We start from the raw sequence: 17,533 nt of genomic DNA, 5'->3' as shown, positions 1-17,533 counted from the left end.
AATTTCACAACAATAGGTACAGCAGTAGATTAGGTTCCAGAAATTACGGTAATCGGTATGTTCAACCATAAGCTATATCCATAAATCAAATGCAGAATAAACCGAGGAAAATCATTAACACTAACACTTCTACTGGCGAATCCAATCGTAGTAAACCTATAAAAATTAAGGGTAAGCGTGTTGTTAGTAATCCCACTCGCAATCCCCGAAAAATAGATAACAACCCTATCTCTGTTGCTAATCCCACTCGTAATCCTCGGAAAATAGATAGTAACCCCATTTCTGTTGCTCCCGTTCGCAATCCCCGGAAAATAGATGACAGCAACCCTATTTCTGGCAACTCCCGACAACGAAATAGCAACTTCTCTCAGCCGCCTGTATCTACACAACCAATAGAAGAAGATAACGATCTCATCTACGGTCGTCATCCAGTATTGAGCGCATTGCAAAAACAGCGCAATCTTAACCGCATCTGGATTACTACCCGTCTGCGCTACGATCCCAGCTTCCACCATTTTCTGCTGCAAGCTAAGGAAAATGGCACCGTTATTGATGAGGTTGAACCCAAACGCTTAGACTACCTCACCAATGGCGCTAATCATCAAGGTGTGGCAGCACAAACTGCTCCCTACGGCTATATTGAATTAGCCGATCTCATTGAACAGTCTAAATCTGTAACCGATCCCGTTATTGTTGTAGCTGACGGAATTACTGATCCCCACAACTTAGGAGCAATTATTCGCACCGCCGAAGCAATAGGCGCTCAAGGATTGGTAATTCCCCAAAGAAGAGCATCTGGGATCACTTCCACTGTCATGAAGGTAGCAGCAGGCGCTTTAGAAAACTTTGCTGTATCTAGAGTTGTTAACCTTAGCCGCGCTTTAGAAGAATTAAAAGAAGCTGGCTTTTGGATTTATGGCACTGCTGCAAGTGGAAGCGAACCCGTGCATACTGTCAATTTTAAAGGCCCAATCGTTTTGGTAATCGGTTCAGAAGGCGAAGGTCTGGGTATGTTGACTCAACGTTCCTGTGATTTCTTGGTATCGATTCCTCTGCAAGGTAAGACTCCCAGCCTGAATGCTTCTGTAGCAGCAGGGATGGCGCTTTATGAAATTTATCGTCAGCGATCACTAAATACGCTGTACTTAGATAAGGTACAAAAAATTTCTTTGAAAAAATAACAGTAACAGAGTATAAAGAAATGTAAAAGATAATAAAGCACCATATCGTTTAACACCCTGTAGACGTTTATAAATCGGCGAAAAACATGAAAACCCTTTGGCATAACCTCAAGGAAGTGTTGATTAACACATTCGACTCCATCGGCCTGGCTTGGTGGGTAGAGATTGTGACGCAAAATCCCCGGTGTACTTACTACTTTGGGCCATTTCTGACTTCTTCTGATGCAAAATTTTCAAGCATTGGATACATAGAAGATTTAGAAGTCGAAGGAGCTACGGGAATTACTGTGCGTGTCAAACGTTGCAAACCTAATACCTTAACAATTGCTGAAGACTTGGGGGAAAGATTTGACCGCAAAGTACAGCCTGCCTTTGGCGGTCAGATTTAAGTTAGGCGAAAATCAAGATAATTCGTAATTCGTAATTCGTAATTCGTAATTCGTAATGGGTTTCTCTACGAGACCTAACGTAATTTCGAGTTCTAATTGCGAATTATGTGGTTCAGAGTTAAAAACTCTGGGACTATTGAATACCAATTACCTGCGGATGTTCTTCCAGCCAATGATCAATGTCATTCAGCACCTGCTGGGGGACTTCCCACGGGAAAAGATGGGCGGTGTTTGGATAGCACTGCCACTGAGAATTTTGGAGGTGTTGAGCAGTTTGTAAACTGGAATCAGATGTAATGTGGCGGTCTTGATCGCCAGCAAGTACCAAACTAGGACATTGTATTTGTGGCAGTTCTGGAATCCGATTGTATCCTGACTGAATGGCACTATAGAGGGCGCGAGTAGCAGCAGGAGAGGTTTGCAGATAAGCTGGTACTGCTTCTTTGGCGATGTATTTGTAAGTGGTAGATGTATGTTGTTGGACTAAGTAGCGGAAAAGCGATCGCTTGCCAAAAGTTTCAATATTCCATCGCCAACTCGGTTTTATATAGTTTAATAGGGCAGCAACGCCAGTATATAAATTATCTTGCCAAGTGATGCTCGGATGACTACCACGGGGTTTTGCGGCTGTCGCCACCAAAATCAGCCCAGTAACGCGCTCTGGTAAACGCAATGCCAGTTCCATTGCCAGAATGCCCCCAAGTGACCATCCCAATACTAGGCATTTTTCAATATTTAAGCGATCTAGCAGCGTTTCTAAGTCAGTTAAATGGTCATTCATATCAAAATTGCCATTCCAGCGACTTTTGCCATATCCGCGTAAATCAGGGGCAATAGTTTGATAGCGTTTTGATAAATGATTGGTGAAGACAGAAAGACTACGACCAGTACCTGGATGACCATGTAAGCCCAAAATAGGGAATCCTTGACCTTGGATGTAAACATTGAGACGTGCAGCAGTGGTAGGATGGCGATCACTCATTGCTTGCCATTCTCCTGTCTAGCGAACACAGCGATCGCTTCAGTCCTTTGTACTGTCAGCTGTATAATCACCTCAATCTGGCCTAACCTTTCTTGCATAGTAGTTCGTTATATTATTCTTCTTGACAAATGACAAATGACCAATGACCAATAACTAAGATATTAAGAAATTGGTTCAAAAACCATTTGAGGGATCAACACTTCATCTTGTAATTGCCCAATACCTAAAAAGCGAGTCTCTTCATCATAAACTCGCACTATTGTAGGAACATCAAAAGTTAGAGAAATGCGCTGACCTTGACACCACTTTTGAGCAGATGTTGCTGGTAAAGTAACAGATGACAGATGTTGTAAGGCTGCATCTGGACAAACGGGTTGAAATATTCCAGCTTGTAGTTGTGCTTCTAAATCAGTCAATGTAAGACTATCAGTTAAATTGAAACCACTACTTTCGGTACGAATTAAAGCCGCAAGAGTGCCACCAGTTTCTAAGTTTGCACCCAAGTCACGAGCGATCGCTCTAATATATGTACCACTCCCGCAGGCGATCGCCACATCCAATTCTGGGAAATCTCCTTCTCTCCAGTCCAAAATATCTATCCGAAAAACTTCTACTGTTCGCACTGGAACTTCTACCGTTTTCCCTTGGCGTGCTAAATCGTAGAGACGTTTACCATCCACTTGGATTGCACTGTAAATAGGTGGTATTTGCTCAATCTTGCCTTCAAATTGTGCTAATGCACTTTTCACTTCTGCCAAACTCAATCCAGCACAAGGTTGAGAAGTGATGATTTCACCTTGCAAATCATCGGTTGTGGTACACACACCCAGGCGAATAGTGGCTTTGTAAGCTTTGTTTTCTGGCAGATATTGCAATAATCTTGTGGCTTTACCAAAGGCAATTGGTAAAACCCCTGTGGCGGCTGGATCTAAGGTTCCCGCATGTCCGACACGTTTGAGGCGCAACAATTTTCGCACCCGCGCTACACAGTCGTGGGAAGTCCAGCCAAATGGTTTGTTTAAGTTGAGAAAACCTTGAAATAACACAAAATCAATACTTACAGCTTCTAAACTCTATTAAATACTTATTTAATGCTCAAAGCATTAATATTTGGTAATTAAAGCTTAACCAAGCATTAATTTATACACATTCACTACCTTTAAGACATCCTGTAAGCACTTTACCGAATAATACACACAAAATGCAGATAACGCCGAGTATGTACAGTAAATACCACATTGTCACTTATAAGTGACAACACATAAAATACTTTTACCAAAATAATCATCCATAGGATTTTATAAACATAAATTAAATGAAAAAAGCAATTTTCACTACTATTACGTTAATTCTTTGTCCTATGTTGATTGCAAGTTGCAGTGATGGCAATAGTACTTCTCAAGAAAATAAAGTTAATCAAGCAAATACTGCAACAACTACTCCAGCTAATTCTGCAAATAAAGAAAAGCTAAACAACATCGAAGTTGGTAAAAAAATTAGTAATCCAACATCAAATCAAAAAACACCTATTAAAAATAACAAACCTAATGAAATTCCTCACAATAACCCGATATTGGGTACTATCAAAGATATGCAAAATGGAGACTTAAAATGCTATGTTACTGTTTTAGATGAGAATGGTAAGTTATATGAAGGTATCGGGGCAACATTTGAGGTTTGCGAACCAGAGAAATACGTCAACAAAAAAGTAAAGATGTCTTATGGGCTAGAGAATGTCAGTGATTGCCAAAGTTCTGAGCCTTGCGGTAAAACAATCAAAGAATGGCTGATTACCAACATAGAAATTCATAAGTAAGAATCACAATATTTGTTTTTAAAATTGTAAGTAATGCAGATAAGCTATAAGTGCTATATATTTCTACAAATCAAGTTGATGATGGGGAAAGTTGATCGATTGGGAATACCTTTGGTAAGCTGACTGTAACTTTAGTTCCTTGCCCCACTTCACTAAATAAGGTGATATGGCCACCATGTAATTCTACACAGCCTTTAGCGATCGCCAATCCTAAACCCGTACCAGGAATTGTATCAACGTTACTTCCGCGACAGAAGGATTGAAACAAATTTTCTTGATCTTTAATCGGGATACCAATTCCTCTATCTTGGATGTAAAAGATCACCTCTGATTCTTTACCGATCAGGTGAAACTCTACAGTCCCTCCATCTGGAGAGTACTTAATTGCATTAGACATTAAGTTAATAAAAATTTGCTGCAACAGTCCGCGATCGCCCCAAAAGCCTTGAGTATGGCCAGTAATTTGAAAAATTAATTCGTGGCGATCGCCTGTTGTTTCTCGCTCTTGTTCTATAAGATCGGAAAAGAATTGCAGTAAATCAAGCAGAATTGGCTTAAACTTAGGTTTTTCTAGTTCAAATTGGTTAACCAGAAGCATATTATCCACGAGTTTGGACATATACCTTGCTTTCTGTTCAATAATTCCTAGAAATCTTTGTTGTTTAGACTCATCCAGTTGTTGGTTATGTTTTGCCAAAGTTGATGCAGCCGCCAGAATTGAAGTTAGTGGCGTTCGATATTCATGAGAAACCGTTGCAATAATTTGGGATTTAAATACATTGAGTTGCTTTTCTTTGGCAAGGGCTGCTTGAGTTTGGGCTAGCAATTCAGCTTGTTGGATAGCGATCGCTAATTGTACCGAAACCTCATTGAGCATTTGGGCATCATCAGTTTGCCAATGCCGTTCTCCAGAATTTTGGTGAGCAATCAACAAACCCCAAAGCTTGGGAGTTGGGTTCCCATTGTTGCTCAAATTAATGGGAACTACTAGATTTGCATTAGTATTAAATTGCTCTTTCAGGCTGACACAATTACACAACCCAAGCTCATAAATATAAGGGATTGGGGATTGGGGATTAGTCAGGGGAGCAGGAGGAAGGGTGCAGAGGAGAGGAATTTTACCCTTTCTCCCTGCTTCCTGCTCCCCTGCTTCTTCCCCAGCCGCGACGCGATCGCACAATGCGACAGTGCGGAATGACTCAACTGATGAGGCAACTATTTTACCGTCAGTATCTGGGGTGAACTGATACACCATCACGCGATCGCACTTTAGAAGTTGCTGTACTTCTGCTACAGCTGTATTCAAAATTTGCTCTAGGTTAAGAGACTGGCGAATTCGTAAAGCAGTTGTAGCAATTAAACGCTGCCTTTCCTGAGTTTTGCTGAGTTGGGCTTGCAAGCATGATTGCTTAATAGCGTTTCGGACTGCTAGTTGCAGTATGTCCTGTGTCAGATTATGCTTAACCAAATAATCCAGCGCACCCCGTTTCATGACTTGCACAGCCACCTCTTCATCGCCCCGTCCTGTCAACATAATCACAGGGACGGAAGTCTTAAATATCTCCTGCTGCATCTGATCGAAGAGTTCTATCCCACTCATATCAGGTAGGCAAAAATCCAGCAGAATGGCATCGCATCGGATTTTTTGGCACAAAGCAAGTCCTTCTTCTGCACAGTCAGCCTCAAATATCTGGTAGGACTGGTGCGGATCTTTCAACAGATATCGGCGATAGATTTTCCGATCTGCTGCACAATCATCAATGATGAGTAGCGTCCTTATGTCCAACATATACAGGTATGAGGATCGGGAATGTAGATCCCTTTTATCCAGATTGGTTTTTATTGCATAATTCTAAAAATAATATAAAATAAGTATAAATAAAATCTAAATTCTTTAGTAATCCTAAAGAAACATCAAATACTCAAAAACAGAAAAATGGGGAAAAGAAATCTAGCAGAGACAAACAGACACAGTGACTCAAAGAAGAAAATGTCTCTGTGCCCTCTGAACCGTCTCCTTTATTATCCTTTTTTCCCTATTGCCTCATCAACAGGCAATAAAAAATTAATCCAAGACTGGCGGCATATTGGCTTCAAGCCAGTAATCCACAAATGCCTGGATCGTCTTTTTTAGTTCCTGAGCATCCATCGGCTTTACCAGATATCCATTTGCGCCCTTTTGGTAGCACAACTCAATATCCTTGGGATTTGATGATGTGGTAAAAACAACGATGGGGATTTCCTTGAAACTCTTGTCTTGCTTGAGCCGATCTAAAATGTCACGGCCATCAATACCTGGCAAATTCAGATCGAGCAAGATCACAGAGGGTCGTAATGCTACTTTAGAGTTGGGTAAGTTTTCGCCTTTGCTATGGGCATCGCTCCCCTGTTGATACAGGAACTCTAAAACCTCATCCCCATTAGTACAACGATGTATGGGGTTCTGGACGGACATGAGCCGCATCAGACGTTGTAGCATCCGAAAATCTTCATTGCTGTCCTCAACAACAAGCAGAGGTTCATGAAGTTTTTTTGTCATTCGTGGTCTTAAAAGAGCTTAACAAAAATACATATTTGGTTATTATCTTAAACTATTCCAGCGTGAAATAGAAAATAGAGCCAACACCTACGGTAGATTCAACCCAAATTTGGCCGTTATGAAGCTCAACAATCTTCTTAACAATAGCTAATCCTGCACCTGCTCCTCCACCATACTTTTCCTGAGAGTGCAGCCGCTTGAATAATCTAAAGATAGTTTCTAAGTGATGCTGTGGGATGCCAATACCGTTATCTCGGATATAAAAGATTGGGGATTGGGGATTGGGGATTGGGGATTGGGTATTCTCCTTGTCTCCTTGTCCCCAGTCCCTAGTCCCCAGTCCCTCATCTAAGTAGCCAATCTCAACCCATTGCTCTGCTTTATCGTTGTATTTGAACGCATTACTAAGCAGGTTACTGAAGACTTCATTAACGAGAACTCGATCGCACTGAATTGTTGGTAAAGGCCGAGGAATGTGAATATCCACAAGCCCAGAGCCTTGGCGACTAGCATGAAAGACATTAATTACTTGGTTGAGCAATTCGTTGAGATCGGTTGCTTGCTCTCGGAGATGTGCTTGTCCTAACTGCGATAGTCGCAGCAAAGCATTAATCAGAGTTTCCATGCGTACAGATAAAGACACTACTGTTTGCAAGCACTCAATTCCATCATCATCTAATACTTGGGCATAGTCTTCTAGCAGCACCGTCGAGAAGTTATAAATGCCCCGCAAAGGTTCTTTGAGATCGTGAGAAGCAGCGTAGGCAAAGGATGCTAGCTCTTGGTTGCTGCGTTCTAACTCCAGGTTGATTTTAGCTAATTCATCTGCTTTCGAGAGGACAATACCAACGATCGCATTACTCAGAGCGATCGCACTTTCAAGTTCACACCCTTTCCAAGGTAAAGAAGTTAATCTAACCGTTTCTTGCCATTGTTCAAAGGATTTTCGGGGAGACAGGGTATAGCTACCATCTTGCTCGGCTTTAATCGATTCCTGTGGATTTCCTGCCCAGTGTACTGTTTGGATAACTTCAGGGCGAAACCAAAGAATATAATAACGCCGGACTTTAGAAATTCGCAGTAGCAGCAAACCACTAGCAGTATCTTTAAATATGAGCGCTTCTGGATAAAGCTTCGGCAGAGAATCGGTAGAAAACAGGTTATCAGTAACTTGAGTATCTGCCCATTCAATTAACGCCCGCACTTCATCAATATTTGGTGTGGTTCCCACAAGGTTAATTTCATTATCTAGACAAACCGCCGCTCCAGAGGCACTGACAAAATCCAGCAAGCGGATTTCCGGTTTGATTAAGGCATCGATAAAGTTGTCTGCTTGGGAAATGGACTCAAGGAACTCAGACTGTAGCGATTTGAGTTTTACCTTATAGTCCCATTCCGAAGAACTAATTTTGTGCGCTAACTCTGAAGATACGATTTGTCCCAAAAATTCGCACATTTTGCGTACTTCGTAGGAAATATACTTTGGTGTTTGATGATGGCAAGATATTAATCCCCAAAGTTTCTGCTCTTGAATCAACGAAATCACCAAAAGAGCCTTCACTCCCATATTTTGATGATATTCAGCACAACACCAATCAAAACTCCGTAGCACAGAGTAGCTTAAATCAAGATGCTGATGTGTTGTCGGATTTTGCGTTGGAACTAGCTGGACAGGTTCGGCCGTCAAATCGGGAAGAAATCGCAGAAAGCATCGTGTGTATAACTCCCTAGCCTGCGCTGGAATATCCGTAGCGGGATAATGAAGTCCTAAATAAGGTGATAAATCTTCCCGTTTTACTTCTGCAACAACAGAACCCGCTTCCGACTCATCAAATTGATAGACCATTACCCGATCAAAACCGATGATTTTTTGGACTTCTTCAGCCACTAAGTGCAAAAATTCTATCAGGTTTGATGTGCTTTGCATTTTTGCGATCGCTTCACCTGCCAAAGCATGAAAACCTAGAAAACTTACCTCAGATTTTGAGTCAGTCGGTTCTAACTCCAGAATCACAGCCTCTTCTGTACGATGAGCGATCGCATCAAAATCTTGTTCTCCATACGAAGTATTTATTAATACTTTAAAAGCATTCGTGCTACCAATTTTTTTTACCAAGCACTGCTTTACAGCTTCTACTTGTTGAGCTTCTAATAAATAGCTCAATGGTTTACCAAGCAAATCTTTTGGCTCTTTACCTAAATAAGCTTGGGTATTGTTGCTAACTTGCAGTATCTCTAACTGAGTACTGAGTGCTAGTAGTACACCATGAGGTTGAATAGAGCCAGGTATATGGATAGGTTTGCGATCGTGGTTAGTCAGAGCAGTCGCTTGGGTAGTAGTATTTTTAGGCTGGCTCATAAATCAACTTATGTAAAGCTGAATTTTACAATAGTGCAATTAAATGTCACATTTCTTTAAAGTATATGCCGATAAGGATGAATGCGATCGCATTCATCTGTGCTTGTTAAGGTTTTTACTGTAAGTAAGCGCAAGTAATTAGAAGATCGTGTAGAGCGACCGAAAATGCAGCAAATAAATTGCACAGACGTAAGTAATTAATTACGTCTGTATAAATCAAATAAAAATCATTACATGCAGCAATGCAACACCAATATCCAACATCCAAAATCCGAAGCTGACTATGGTGTTGGGAACTTTTTTTTTACGGTTTTGGCTCCTTGTATATCCAGCAATTGAGTTAATTCGGTTGTATTCAATGACTTGACAAGACTTAAACCAAGAGACTTACTAGAAATGCTTTGAGTGTAGGCGGCATTCAGGTAAGGGGTATATTGTGGCTTTCCTGCAACGTAGGTTTGGAAGAAAGGTAAACTCAAAACATTCATGTAACGACGCGCTTGAGAAGCATCGCCAATCATATCAGTAGGTAATGCTACTTGTTGATTTGCAGGATTGCCATTACCAATGGTGGAAAAGTGAGTACCACCTACAAGCGTGATGAGATACTTGTGTGAATTCGCAAACCAGGAGAAAGGTAAAATTTGCTCAGATAAAGCTGGTGCAACTGTATCATCACTACTGCTGACAATCATCACTGGAGTTTTGATTTGACTTAAGCCAGCTTTGCCGAAAATAGAACTAGTAATGGGATTAACTGCGATCGCAGCTTTTACTCTTTCATCCCGCAGGTTATAATCCTTGCCAGACTTGCTGATGCTCAATTCTAAAGCGCGACACTGGAGCAGTAAAGACATATTCCAGGTTTTTTGCAGTGCTGCTGGTTGACAGTCTTGTTTTAGCTGCTCAAAGTTGATTTTTGCGCCTGCTAAGGCTAAGGCTGTGTAGCCTCCCAAAGATTGACCAAATACTCCGACTTGTTGCAGATTTAAGCGACCTTTAAACCTTGAATCAGATTGATTACCTTTTTCCAATTGATTCAATATATATGTTACGTCCATTGGTCGGTCTTGAAATTCACCTGGTTCTGCTACTTCAATTGCGTGTCCCTTTAGCAGAGAACGTAATTGTTTAGCATCGCTACCAGGATGATTAGGAACGACAACGGCAAACCCGTAAGAAGATAGGTGCGTAGCTAAATATTGAAAGTTGCTGCTATCTAAACCCAAGCCGTGAGAAATCACAATTACGGGTGCAGTATTTTGAACATTGGGAATGTAAACATCAGTTAATAAAAGCCGATTGCGCTTTGAGTCAAAAAACTTTAGGGTGTATTTTTGCGACTTAAACTTGCCCGGAACCTTCAAATCAGGCAATTGCGAGAGATTTGGTTGTGGAATGGTAGCAGCTTCTATTTTAGACTCTTGGGAAACTGCTGCGATCGCACTATGGGTTTGGTTAACAAGTTTCTCTAATTCCGTAGCTATTTCTAAAGTCTCTGCAACATCAAGACGAATGCTGCTGCTAGGATATTTACGCAAAACATTCAAAAGTGTCAAGCCTCCCGATTCAGCAGAGGCTGAAATTAATGCCGAACGCAAATGACCAAATCCTGGTTGACTGGTTTTAATGACTTGCGCCAATCGATGCAGCAAAAATTCTCCTTGCGGTGTGTAGAGAAGTTGCGAAAGTACTACCGGACTAACTTTCACACGATTAAGTAAAATCCGTCGCAATTCTGGAAGCTGTTGTAGAGGAAGATATTGCTGATACGCTGCCAAATCTTCGTTAATTACACCTGTTTTGGCATAGTTTTCTAAAGTGTTGACTGAAATGGAAAGCTCTAAGGCTGAATAAGATGCATAAATCCGCTCTGCTGCCAAGACAGAATTACTAATTCCAAACGTTGGCAGCAGTGTTGAAAGAACCAGCAATAGGGAACTTTTTCTGAGGCTGCTGGCCCAATTACCAAACAAACTATTCATCGCTCAACTGTTTCGGTGGTCTGGTTTTATCAGGTGTTGGCTTTGGTAGTTATTCGGACACCCTGCTTGGTTTACTTTAAGTTTTTAGCCTCAATTTTATCAAAACAGAATTTAGGAGTCAGCCGTTATAATTCAGTATGAATTTTGTATGACTTGCGAATGTAGAAAGCTTTATCTGACTCCTGAATTCTGATTTATGAATTCTTCTTCAAGAATTTTTTTCTTGGCTAGAAAGTCAAAAATCAGATCCTACAGTGTCACACAGATGGGTAAAGTATCCATCTTATAATGGGTGACTCCCGTAGTTCGCCTTCACTATCAAATCATAACAAATAAAAAATACTCTGCCTCAGTATTTATGTTGTAGCTTTGAATGTTGCACGGATTCTATAGATAAATAAAACAGTAAAAATCCTGAAAATCCTTACTACTAATCAGCTTTCCCTAATGCGATCGCTACTGAACCTGTAACTACTAAACCTGCTCCCAATATTGCTACTAAACTGAAGTGTTCTGATGGTATCCAATCAGGTGCAATAACTGATACAACTGCAACTGATATTAATGTCACAATGGGAGCTAAAGCTATTACGGCACTTACTCGTGATGCTTCCCAATGTTCTAATGATTCGGAAAAAGCACCGTAAGCGATTAAAGTATTAAAAGCACAAAAAAGCAACATTCCTAAATGGAAAGGATCGAGTATCAAAAGTGATTTTACTTTGGCTAGAGGAGTGAATAATAAAGCACATCCTCCATAAATAATCAGCATGATGCTGGCGGAAGATAAAGATTGTAATAACTGCTTTTGTGCTAAAGCATAAATAGCCCATGACGTTGAGCCTAGGGCTATAAAAACACTACCTAGTAGATATGTTCCATGTGCTGTAATTAGATTTGTTAGTTGTTCACGAAAGAATAAAACATAACCGCAAATCATGACACTGACACCAATCCATTGATACAGCCGATAACGTTCTTTAAAAATCACTAACCCTCCGAAACCTAATAAAAGGGTAGATAATTGAATCAGAACTTCAGCGTTAGCAGGTGATGTTAGTGATAAACCCTGGGTAAAAAAGAAGTAATTAATCCCTAAGAATAGTGTAGCGATCGCTAATAATTTCCAAGAAGCAGAACGCAGTTGTTCTAACTTTGGTAACTTGCCACGTATTCCTAAATACACGGCGAGTAGTAAAAATGATACCGAAAATCGAAACCAAACAACGGTATAGACATCAAGTACTTGCAGAATTACTGCCAGAGCAATAGGTAGAATTCCCCACAATAAAACCGTTAATAGCGATAATACTAGCCCTAAGCGCCAGCGACCAGAACTTTGATGTAGTGACATTCAAGTATCCTACTCAAAGTAGGGCTGATGATAAGTTAAAACATATCTAATTTGCATATCTAAATTTTACAATCTTTTATTGACAATCTATATTAATAGCTTAGTGAAAAAATTAAATGTAGAACGGCTTATCGACCCTACTCAATTTATTTTTAGTGCTAAATCGTGGCGTTTCTTGTTTATAGAAAATTTGTAAATTGCGTAGTTACTTTACATGAATATTAAAATTCAGGGTTCCACGTAAACGTATAATTTGTTTCAGTTTTATCTTAGTACGAAGCATTATGGGGTTTATACCCATCTTAAGCTTAGTAATTTCTATTACAAGCTTATCCATTTACTTACTACTTACCTCAAAAAGTCGATTTTTGCTCAAATCTATGGTGACAAAAATAAAGCGCCAAGAGTGGAGATTCAAATATGGCAAGCTTAACTACCTGAGATCAAGATTTTTAAAGACTATAACAATTGCTGTCATTATTATGGCAGCAATAATAGCTGGAAATACTGTCTCAGCCCAGGTTACGCCATCGCCTCTAGCTTCGCTCAAAAGCATATCGGTTCCGGAGCCGGACAATCTTGGAGACTTCGTAAAAGACAAAGTAGCCGCCATAAAGTTAGGAAAAACTCTTTTTTGGGATATGCAGGTTGGGAGCGACGGCATAACCGCCTGTGCTAGTTGTCACTTTCATGCTGGGGCCGACAATAGATCCAAAAATCAGATTGCTCCTGGACTTTTACGGATTAACCCTGATGGTACGGAAAATCCAGATGCGGTTTTTAATGTTGGTGGTTTACCAAACTACCAACTCAAACCAGAAGATTTTCCTTTCCACAGTAACGATGTCAGTTCTTCTCAGGGCATCTTCAATAGTAAGTTTGTTGATGTCACGCCTGGTAATGCACAAGACCAAGTAACAAACGAGCCAGATCCAGTGTTTAACGTGGGAGGCGTTAATGTGCGCCGCGTCGAGCCGCGTAATACTCCAACCGTGATTAATTCAGCATTCAACTTCCGTAACTTTTGGGACGGAAGGGCAGAAAATATCTTTAATGGGGTGAATCCCTTTGGTTTAAGAGATCCTAATGCTGCGATCGCCAAAGCAGCAAACCCAAATAAACTAGAATTTGTCAAAGTCAGTCTGAAGAATGCATCTTTGGCATCCCAAGCGGTTGGCCCGCCACTCAGTTCCTTTGAGTCGTCTGCTGATGGTCGAACTTTTCAAGAGATTGGTGATAAGTTCGGGCGAATTGACAAAAGATCCCTCAGCGCTGGTAAAGGTAAAAAACTTCCCCGAAAACTTGCGAAAAAGTTATTACCTCTCAGACCGCTAGGTAAGCAGGTAGTGCATCCACAAGACAGCGTTTTAGGTGCAGATAGTAGATCGCCCAAACCCGGACTCAAAGATAAAACTTATGGGCAGCTGATTCAAGATGCTTTCAAGCCGGAGTGGTGGAAGTCTAATCAACTCATCCAAGTTGATGATGAAGGTAGAAGGACTTTTGTCAAAAAGCCCGATCGCTCCTTGGAGACTAATGAGTACACATTAATGGAGTACAACTTCTCACTATTCTTTGGGCTGGCAGTTCAGTTGTACGAGTCTACACTCATTGCCAATGATACGCCCTTCGATCAGTTCTTAGAAGGAAAAACTAATGCCCTAACTTCTGAGCAGAAACTAGGTAAACAACTGTTTGAGGGCAAAGCTTTCTGTATTGCTTGTCACGTAGGCTCGGAATTGACAGCTGCTTCAACAAGCAATGTGGCTAAAGAAGGACGAATCAAACGTGCGCCCTTCCCGCCAAACTCCCCTGAAGACACTGGCTTCTTCAATATCGGTGTCACACCTACTACAGAAGATCCTAGTTTGGGTGGTAAGGACGCTTTCGGTAATCCGCTTTCAGAAGCACGATTGGCTCAGTTAGGGAAATTCCAGCTTCTCCTTGGCGAAAACCCTCCCACCTTAAATCCACCGTTGAATCCTAATGAATTTGTGTTTGCAGCCGGAGGTTTCAAAGCACCTGGACTTCGCAATGTGGAACTCACTGCTCCCTACTTCCACAATGGAGGTCATGCAACCTTAGAGCAAGTGATTGATTTTTACAATCGGGGTGGTGACTTAGGGCTTCTTCCCCCACTGCGTCTCTCACCGGAAGAAAAACAGCAATTGGTCGCCTTTTTAAAAGGTCTGACTGATGAGCGAGTTCGGTATGAGAAAGCGCCTTTTGACCATCCGCAACTGTTCGTTCCCAATGGACATCCATCAGGTAGCTCTACAACCGTTGTCAATGACGGTACTGGCAAAGCTACAGATAGTCTATTAGAAATTCCTGCTGTTGGTAAGAATGGTGGTAGTGGTACACCAAATTTCTTGAGCTAACTAGCCATTTTCCATTACCTTAATCAAAGAAAAATCACAAACTTTTATTTTTAATAGGTTTTGATCTATCTAGGTTTAGGTTGGATTAAGGAACAAAACTCAACAGCAAAAACTACTTTTAACAAGGGGTTTAAGACAAGGAGCTTAAGCCCCTTGTCTGTTTAAGTAAGTCAGGTAAAGGAGATGAGGAAGATGAGGAGATGAATTAATAACCAATGCCCAATGCCCAATGCCCCATTCCCAATTCCCAATTCTTTAAAAGAAATCAGCCATCCAAGGCGAAGCACCTGCAAATATTTGCGTAGCTGCTAAAATAGCCGTTTCTGTACCATTCAGTTTTCCTGCTATTTGCAAATGGTAGGGGGTAAACAAGCTTGTATACAATGGTGCTAATTCTCGGATATCTAGCTGCAACTCACCTTTTCCACCTTTTGTGACTTCGCCACGTCCGTTGGCAACAGAAAGAATGAATTTACCATTATTTCCAGTCAGCAAATTATCTTGAATTTCTAAGTGTAGTTCAGTTTGGATTCCCGTTGGATAACCACGCAATTCCAATGCCTTAACTATATCTACTAGCCGCAGCATCCAACGACTCGTATTCTTAATCTTGGCAGTTTGCTCTGGTAGCAACAATGTCAGGGAATCAATTGCAGAACTCTTCCATCGCACCTGTTGAATTTGGGAACGATGACTTGCTAGAAAAGACCAAAAACTTTGTGCAGCATCAACTGTACTCAGTACCCAATCTTTGACGAAGAGGATTTCACTATTATCTGTTCGCTCTTGAGTAAAGATGATGTAGCCTTGGGGTTGGTCTTTAGTACCAATCAAATAGGTATAGACTATTTCCTTATCATTTGGTTGAATTATTCGTTCCCAAATTGCTGGATGTCGGTCTAAATATCCATGCGTTTGTCTCGCCTGCTGCTGATATAGCTCATGAAAGACTTCATGATTGATGCTTGCTACTAGTTCCAAAGGTAGGGGTTGCTCGCGTACTTGGATATTCTGGGTAGCAATTTCCCAAATACACCAGCTACCCCCCTGCTCATAACCTACTTTTCGGTACAAGCTTTGAACAGCTGGATAAAGAGCGGAAATTGCTATATCTCTATCGTAAAGTTCTTTGAGGGTGTGCTGCATAAGAGCGATCGCAGCCCCCGAACCCCGATATTCTGGAGCAATGCCCACTACGGCAATTCCTGTCATTGGTACACGTTGACCACCCCACCACTGACCCATGTCGAGAGTTGCTAATCCACCAGCTACTTGCTCTAATCTCCGAATAATACGGAAATTTTCTACGCCAATCATGTTGATGTAAGCTTCCTCACCACCAAGGGCGCTGATGAAACACTGTTCAAGGATATGTTCCAACTGCTGGATATCCTGTGGATGGGCGAGAGTGCTGTATTCGAATTGAGCCATCATCTCTGATACCACTAGTATTACAAAACCATCCGCCAGTTATACAGAATTAATTCTGGATTCTGACTCATAACTCCTGAATTCTGTTTGATAAATATACTATGCGATCGCGCGGATTAGACAAGATAGAAATACCATATTGAAATTTAATTTGTATAGCTGGGCACTCTAGATTAAAGAAACATACTGGAGAGTTATTCTTATGTCTACGACCTCAATTAGTGCAACACTGGCACAAACACAGAGAGATGCTGTGTTCCAAGCGATCGCTACGATTAAAGAAAACTTACCATTTTTAGTTGATTTGAGTGCAGATAATCGCAAAGCTTTACCTAAGATGGGAGATAAAAGTCGGGCGTTTGTAAGCAAAGCATTAGAGGTGGCGACGCAAAATCCAGAGTTCTTACCGCGATCGTTTGACATAGATGAGATGCGGAAAGATGTCCAGTTATTTGAAGCGTTGTATCCACTATTGCTCTCGTTGACACAATTGCAAGATTTGGTAGATGATACATCCTTGGCAGTAGGCAGCGAAGCTTATGCAGCCGCCTTGCAAGTATATAACTATGCTAAAGTCAGTGGTCAGGGGACAGGTTTAGACACGATGGTTGAAGAAATGGGGCAACGGTTTTCTCGTAAAAATCGGAAAGTCAAGTCTCAACAGGTAGCACCGTAGGAAATAATTCATCAATTGCACTGTTGAAGTGCAAGTTTAAAGCTCAAAGCTTGAACGTTCGAGCAAAAAGGTCGGAGTTCCGAGTTCAGAGGCTCAACGTTCGAGCAAAAAGGTCGAAGTTCCGAGTTCAGAGGCTCAACGTTGAGATTTTGAGAGCGATCGCACAAGCATTTAAAATGCAGTTAGGTTAAAATCACCGATGGATCTGATTTTTCAAATCATCTATACTTGATTTTTCCTATCAATGTATAAGTTTTATAGCAATCCTAAATGAGTTGTGAAAATGCGCGATGTCCAGAACCCCAACTTCTCGAAGAAGTCGAGGTTCTAATTTTAATTTAACTTGAAACTTGGACTTTAGAATCTGAAACTTCACCTTCTGAACTCACAGTTTAGATTTAAAAATTTGGCTAATATTTAAATTTCAATTATAATTCCAA

At 41.0% G+C, this 17,533-nt stretch carries 13 protein-coding genes; 5 read left to right on the top strand and 8 right to left on the bottom strand.

Annotation, left to right across the window (positions count from 1 at the left end; all coding sequences use genetic code 11):
• Positions 1–89: 89 nt before the first annotated feature.
• The gene (gene rlmB, locus G1O98_RS05305) at positions 90–1,181 is read left to right on the top strand and encodes a 23S rRNA (guanosine(2251)-2'-O)-methyltransferase RlmB (protein ID WP_163927606.1); all 1,092 of its coding nucleotides are present in this window, start codon (positions 90–92) and stop codon (positions 1,179–1,181) included.
• 86 nt (positions 1,182–1,267) lie between these two features.
• A complete protein-coding gene (locus G1O98_RS05300; protein WP_114083179.1) occupies positions 1,268–1,570 on the top strand; it encodes a DUF1816 domain-containing protein in 303 nt (100 codons plus the stop codon).
• A 133-nt stretch (positions 1,571–1,703) separates the two neighbouring features.
• Here the strand turns inward: G1O98_RS05300 and G1O98_RS05295 are convergent, their stop codons facing one another.
• Positions 1,704–2,552 carry an alpha/beta hydrolase gene (locus G1O98_RS05295; protein WP_163927605.1) on the bottom strand — a complete coding sequence of 283 codons (849 nt, stop codon included), beginning with the start codon at positions 2,550–2,552 and terminating at the stop codon, positions 1,704–1,706.
• A gap of 161 nt (positions 2,553–2,713) precedes the next feature.
• Entirely contained in the window at positions 2,714–3,598 is an 885-nt protein-coding gene (truB, locus tag G1O98_RS05290) for a tRNA pseudouridine(55) synthase TruB (protein ID WP_163927604.1), read from the bottom strand.
• A 269-nt stretch (positions 3,599–3,867) separates the two neighbouring features.
• On the opposite strand from truB, the gene G1O98_RS05285 reads away from it, so the two are divergent.
• Positions 3,868–4,368, top strand: a complete 501-nt coding sequence (locus G1O98_RS05285; protein ID WP_163927603.1) for a hypothetical protein — start codon at positions 3,868–3,870, stop codon at positions 4,366–4,368.
• Positions 4,369–4,438: 70 nt separating this feature from the next.
• Here the strand turns inward: G1O98_RS05285 and G1O98_RS05280 are convergent, their stop codons facing one another.
• The 5 genes from G1O98_RS05280 to G1O98_RS05260 form a co-directional block, all read right to left on the bottom strand.
• On the bottom strand, positions 4,439–6,157 hold the full coding sequence (locus tag G1O98_RS05280; protein ID WP_163927602.1) for an ATP-binding protein: 1,719 nt from the start codon (positions 6,155–6,157) through the stop codon (positions 4,439–4,441).
• Positions 6,158–6,433: 276 nt separating this feature from the next.
• The gene (locus tag G1O98_RS05275; RefSeq protein ID WP_163927601.1) at positions 6,434–6,907 is read right to left on the bottom strand and encodes a response regulator; all 474 of its coding nucleotides are present in this window, start codon (positions 6,905–6,907) and stop codon (positions 6,434–6,436) included.
• 52 nt (positions 6,908–6,959) lie between these two features.
• Positions 6,960–9,266 (bottom strand): ATP-binding protein, encoded by a 2,307-nt coding sequence (locus tag G1O98_RS05270; protein ID WP_175586545.1) that lies wholly within the window; start codon positions 9,264–9,266, stop codon positions 6,960–6,962.
• Between the two features lie 281 nt (positions 9,267–9,547).
• The gene (locus G1O98_RS05265; RefSeq protein WP_163927600.1) at positions 9,548–11,251 is read right to left on the bottom strand and encodes an alpha/beta hydrolase; all 1,704 of its coding nucleotides are present in this window, start codon (positions 11,249–11,251) and stop codon (positions 9,548–9,550) included.
• A gap of 430 nt (positions 11,252–11,681) precedes the next feature.
• Positions 11,682–12,605 (bottom strand): DMT family transporter, encoded by a 924-nt coding sequence (locus G1O98_RS05260; RefSeq protein ID WP_163927599.1) that lies wholly within the window; start codon positions 12,603–12,605, stop codon positions 11,682–11,684.
• Positions 12,606–12,889: 284 nt separating this feature from the next.
• On the opposite strand from G1O98_RS05260, the gene G1O98_RS05255 reads away from it, so the two are divergent.
• A complete protein-coding gene (locus tag G1O98_RS05255; protein WP_175586544.1) occupies positions 12,890–14,986 on the top strand; it encodes a cytochrome c peroxidase in 2,097 nt (698 codons plus the stop codon).
• Between the two features lie 255 nt (positions 14,987–15,241).
• Here the strand turns inward: G1O98_RS05255 and G1O98_RS05250 are convergent, their stop codons facing one another.
• Positions 15,242–16,420, bottom strand: a complete 1,179-nt coding sequence (locus tag G1O98_RS05250) for a GNAT family N-acetyltransferase (RefSeq protein ID WP_163927597.1) — start codon at positions 16,418–16,420, stop codon at positions 15,242–15,244.
• A 199-nt stretch (positions 16,421–16,619) separates the two neighbouring features.
• On the opposite strand from G1O98_RS05250, the gene G1O98_RS05245 reads away from it, so the two are divergent.
• Positions 16,620–17,093 carry a hypothetical protein gene (locus tag G1O98_RS05245; protein ID WP_163927596.1) on the top strand — a complete coding sequence of 158 codons (474 nt, stop codon included), beginning with the start codon at positions 16,620–16,622 and terminating at the stop codon, positions 17,091–17,093.
• Positions 17,094–17,533 lie beyond the last annotated feature (440 nt).

It is taken from the genome of Nostoc sp. UIC 10630 (genome assembly GCF_010747425.1).
Taxonomy (GTDB): domain Bacteria; phylum Cyanobacteriota; class Cyanobacteriia; order Cyanobacteriales; family Nostocaceae; genus Nostoc.
The sequence above is the reverse complement of the archived record's forward strand: the minus strand, read 5'-3'. Positions and strand labels throughout refer to the sequence as shown.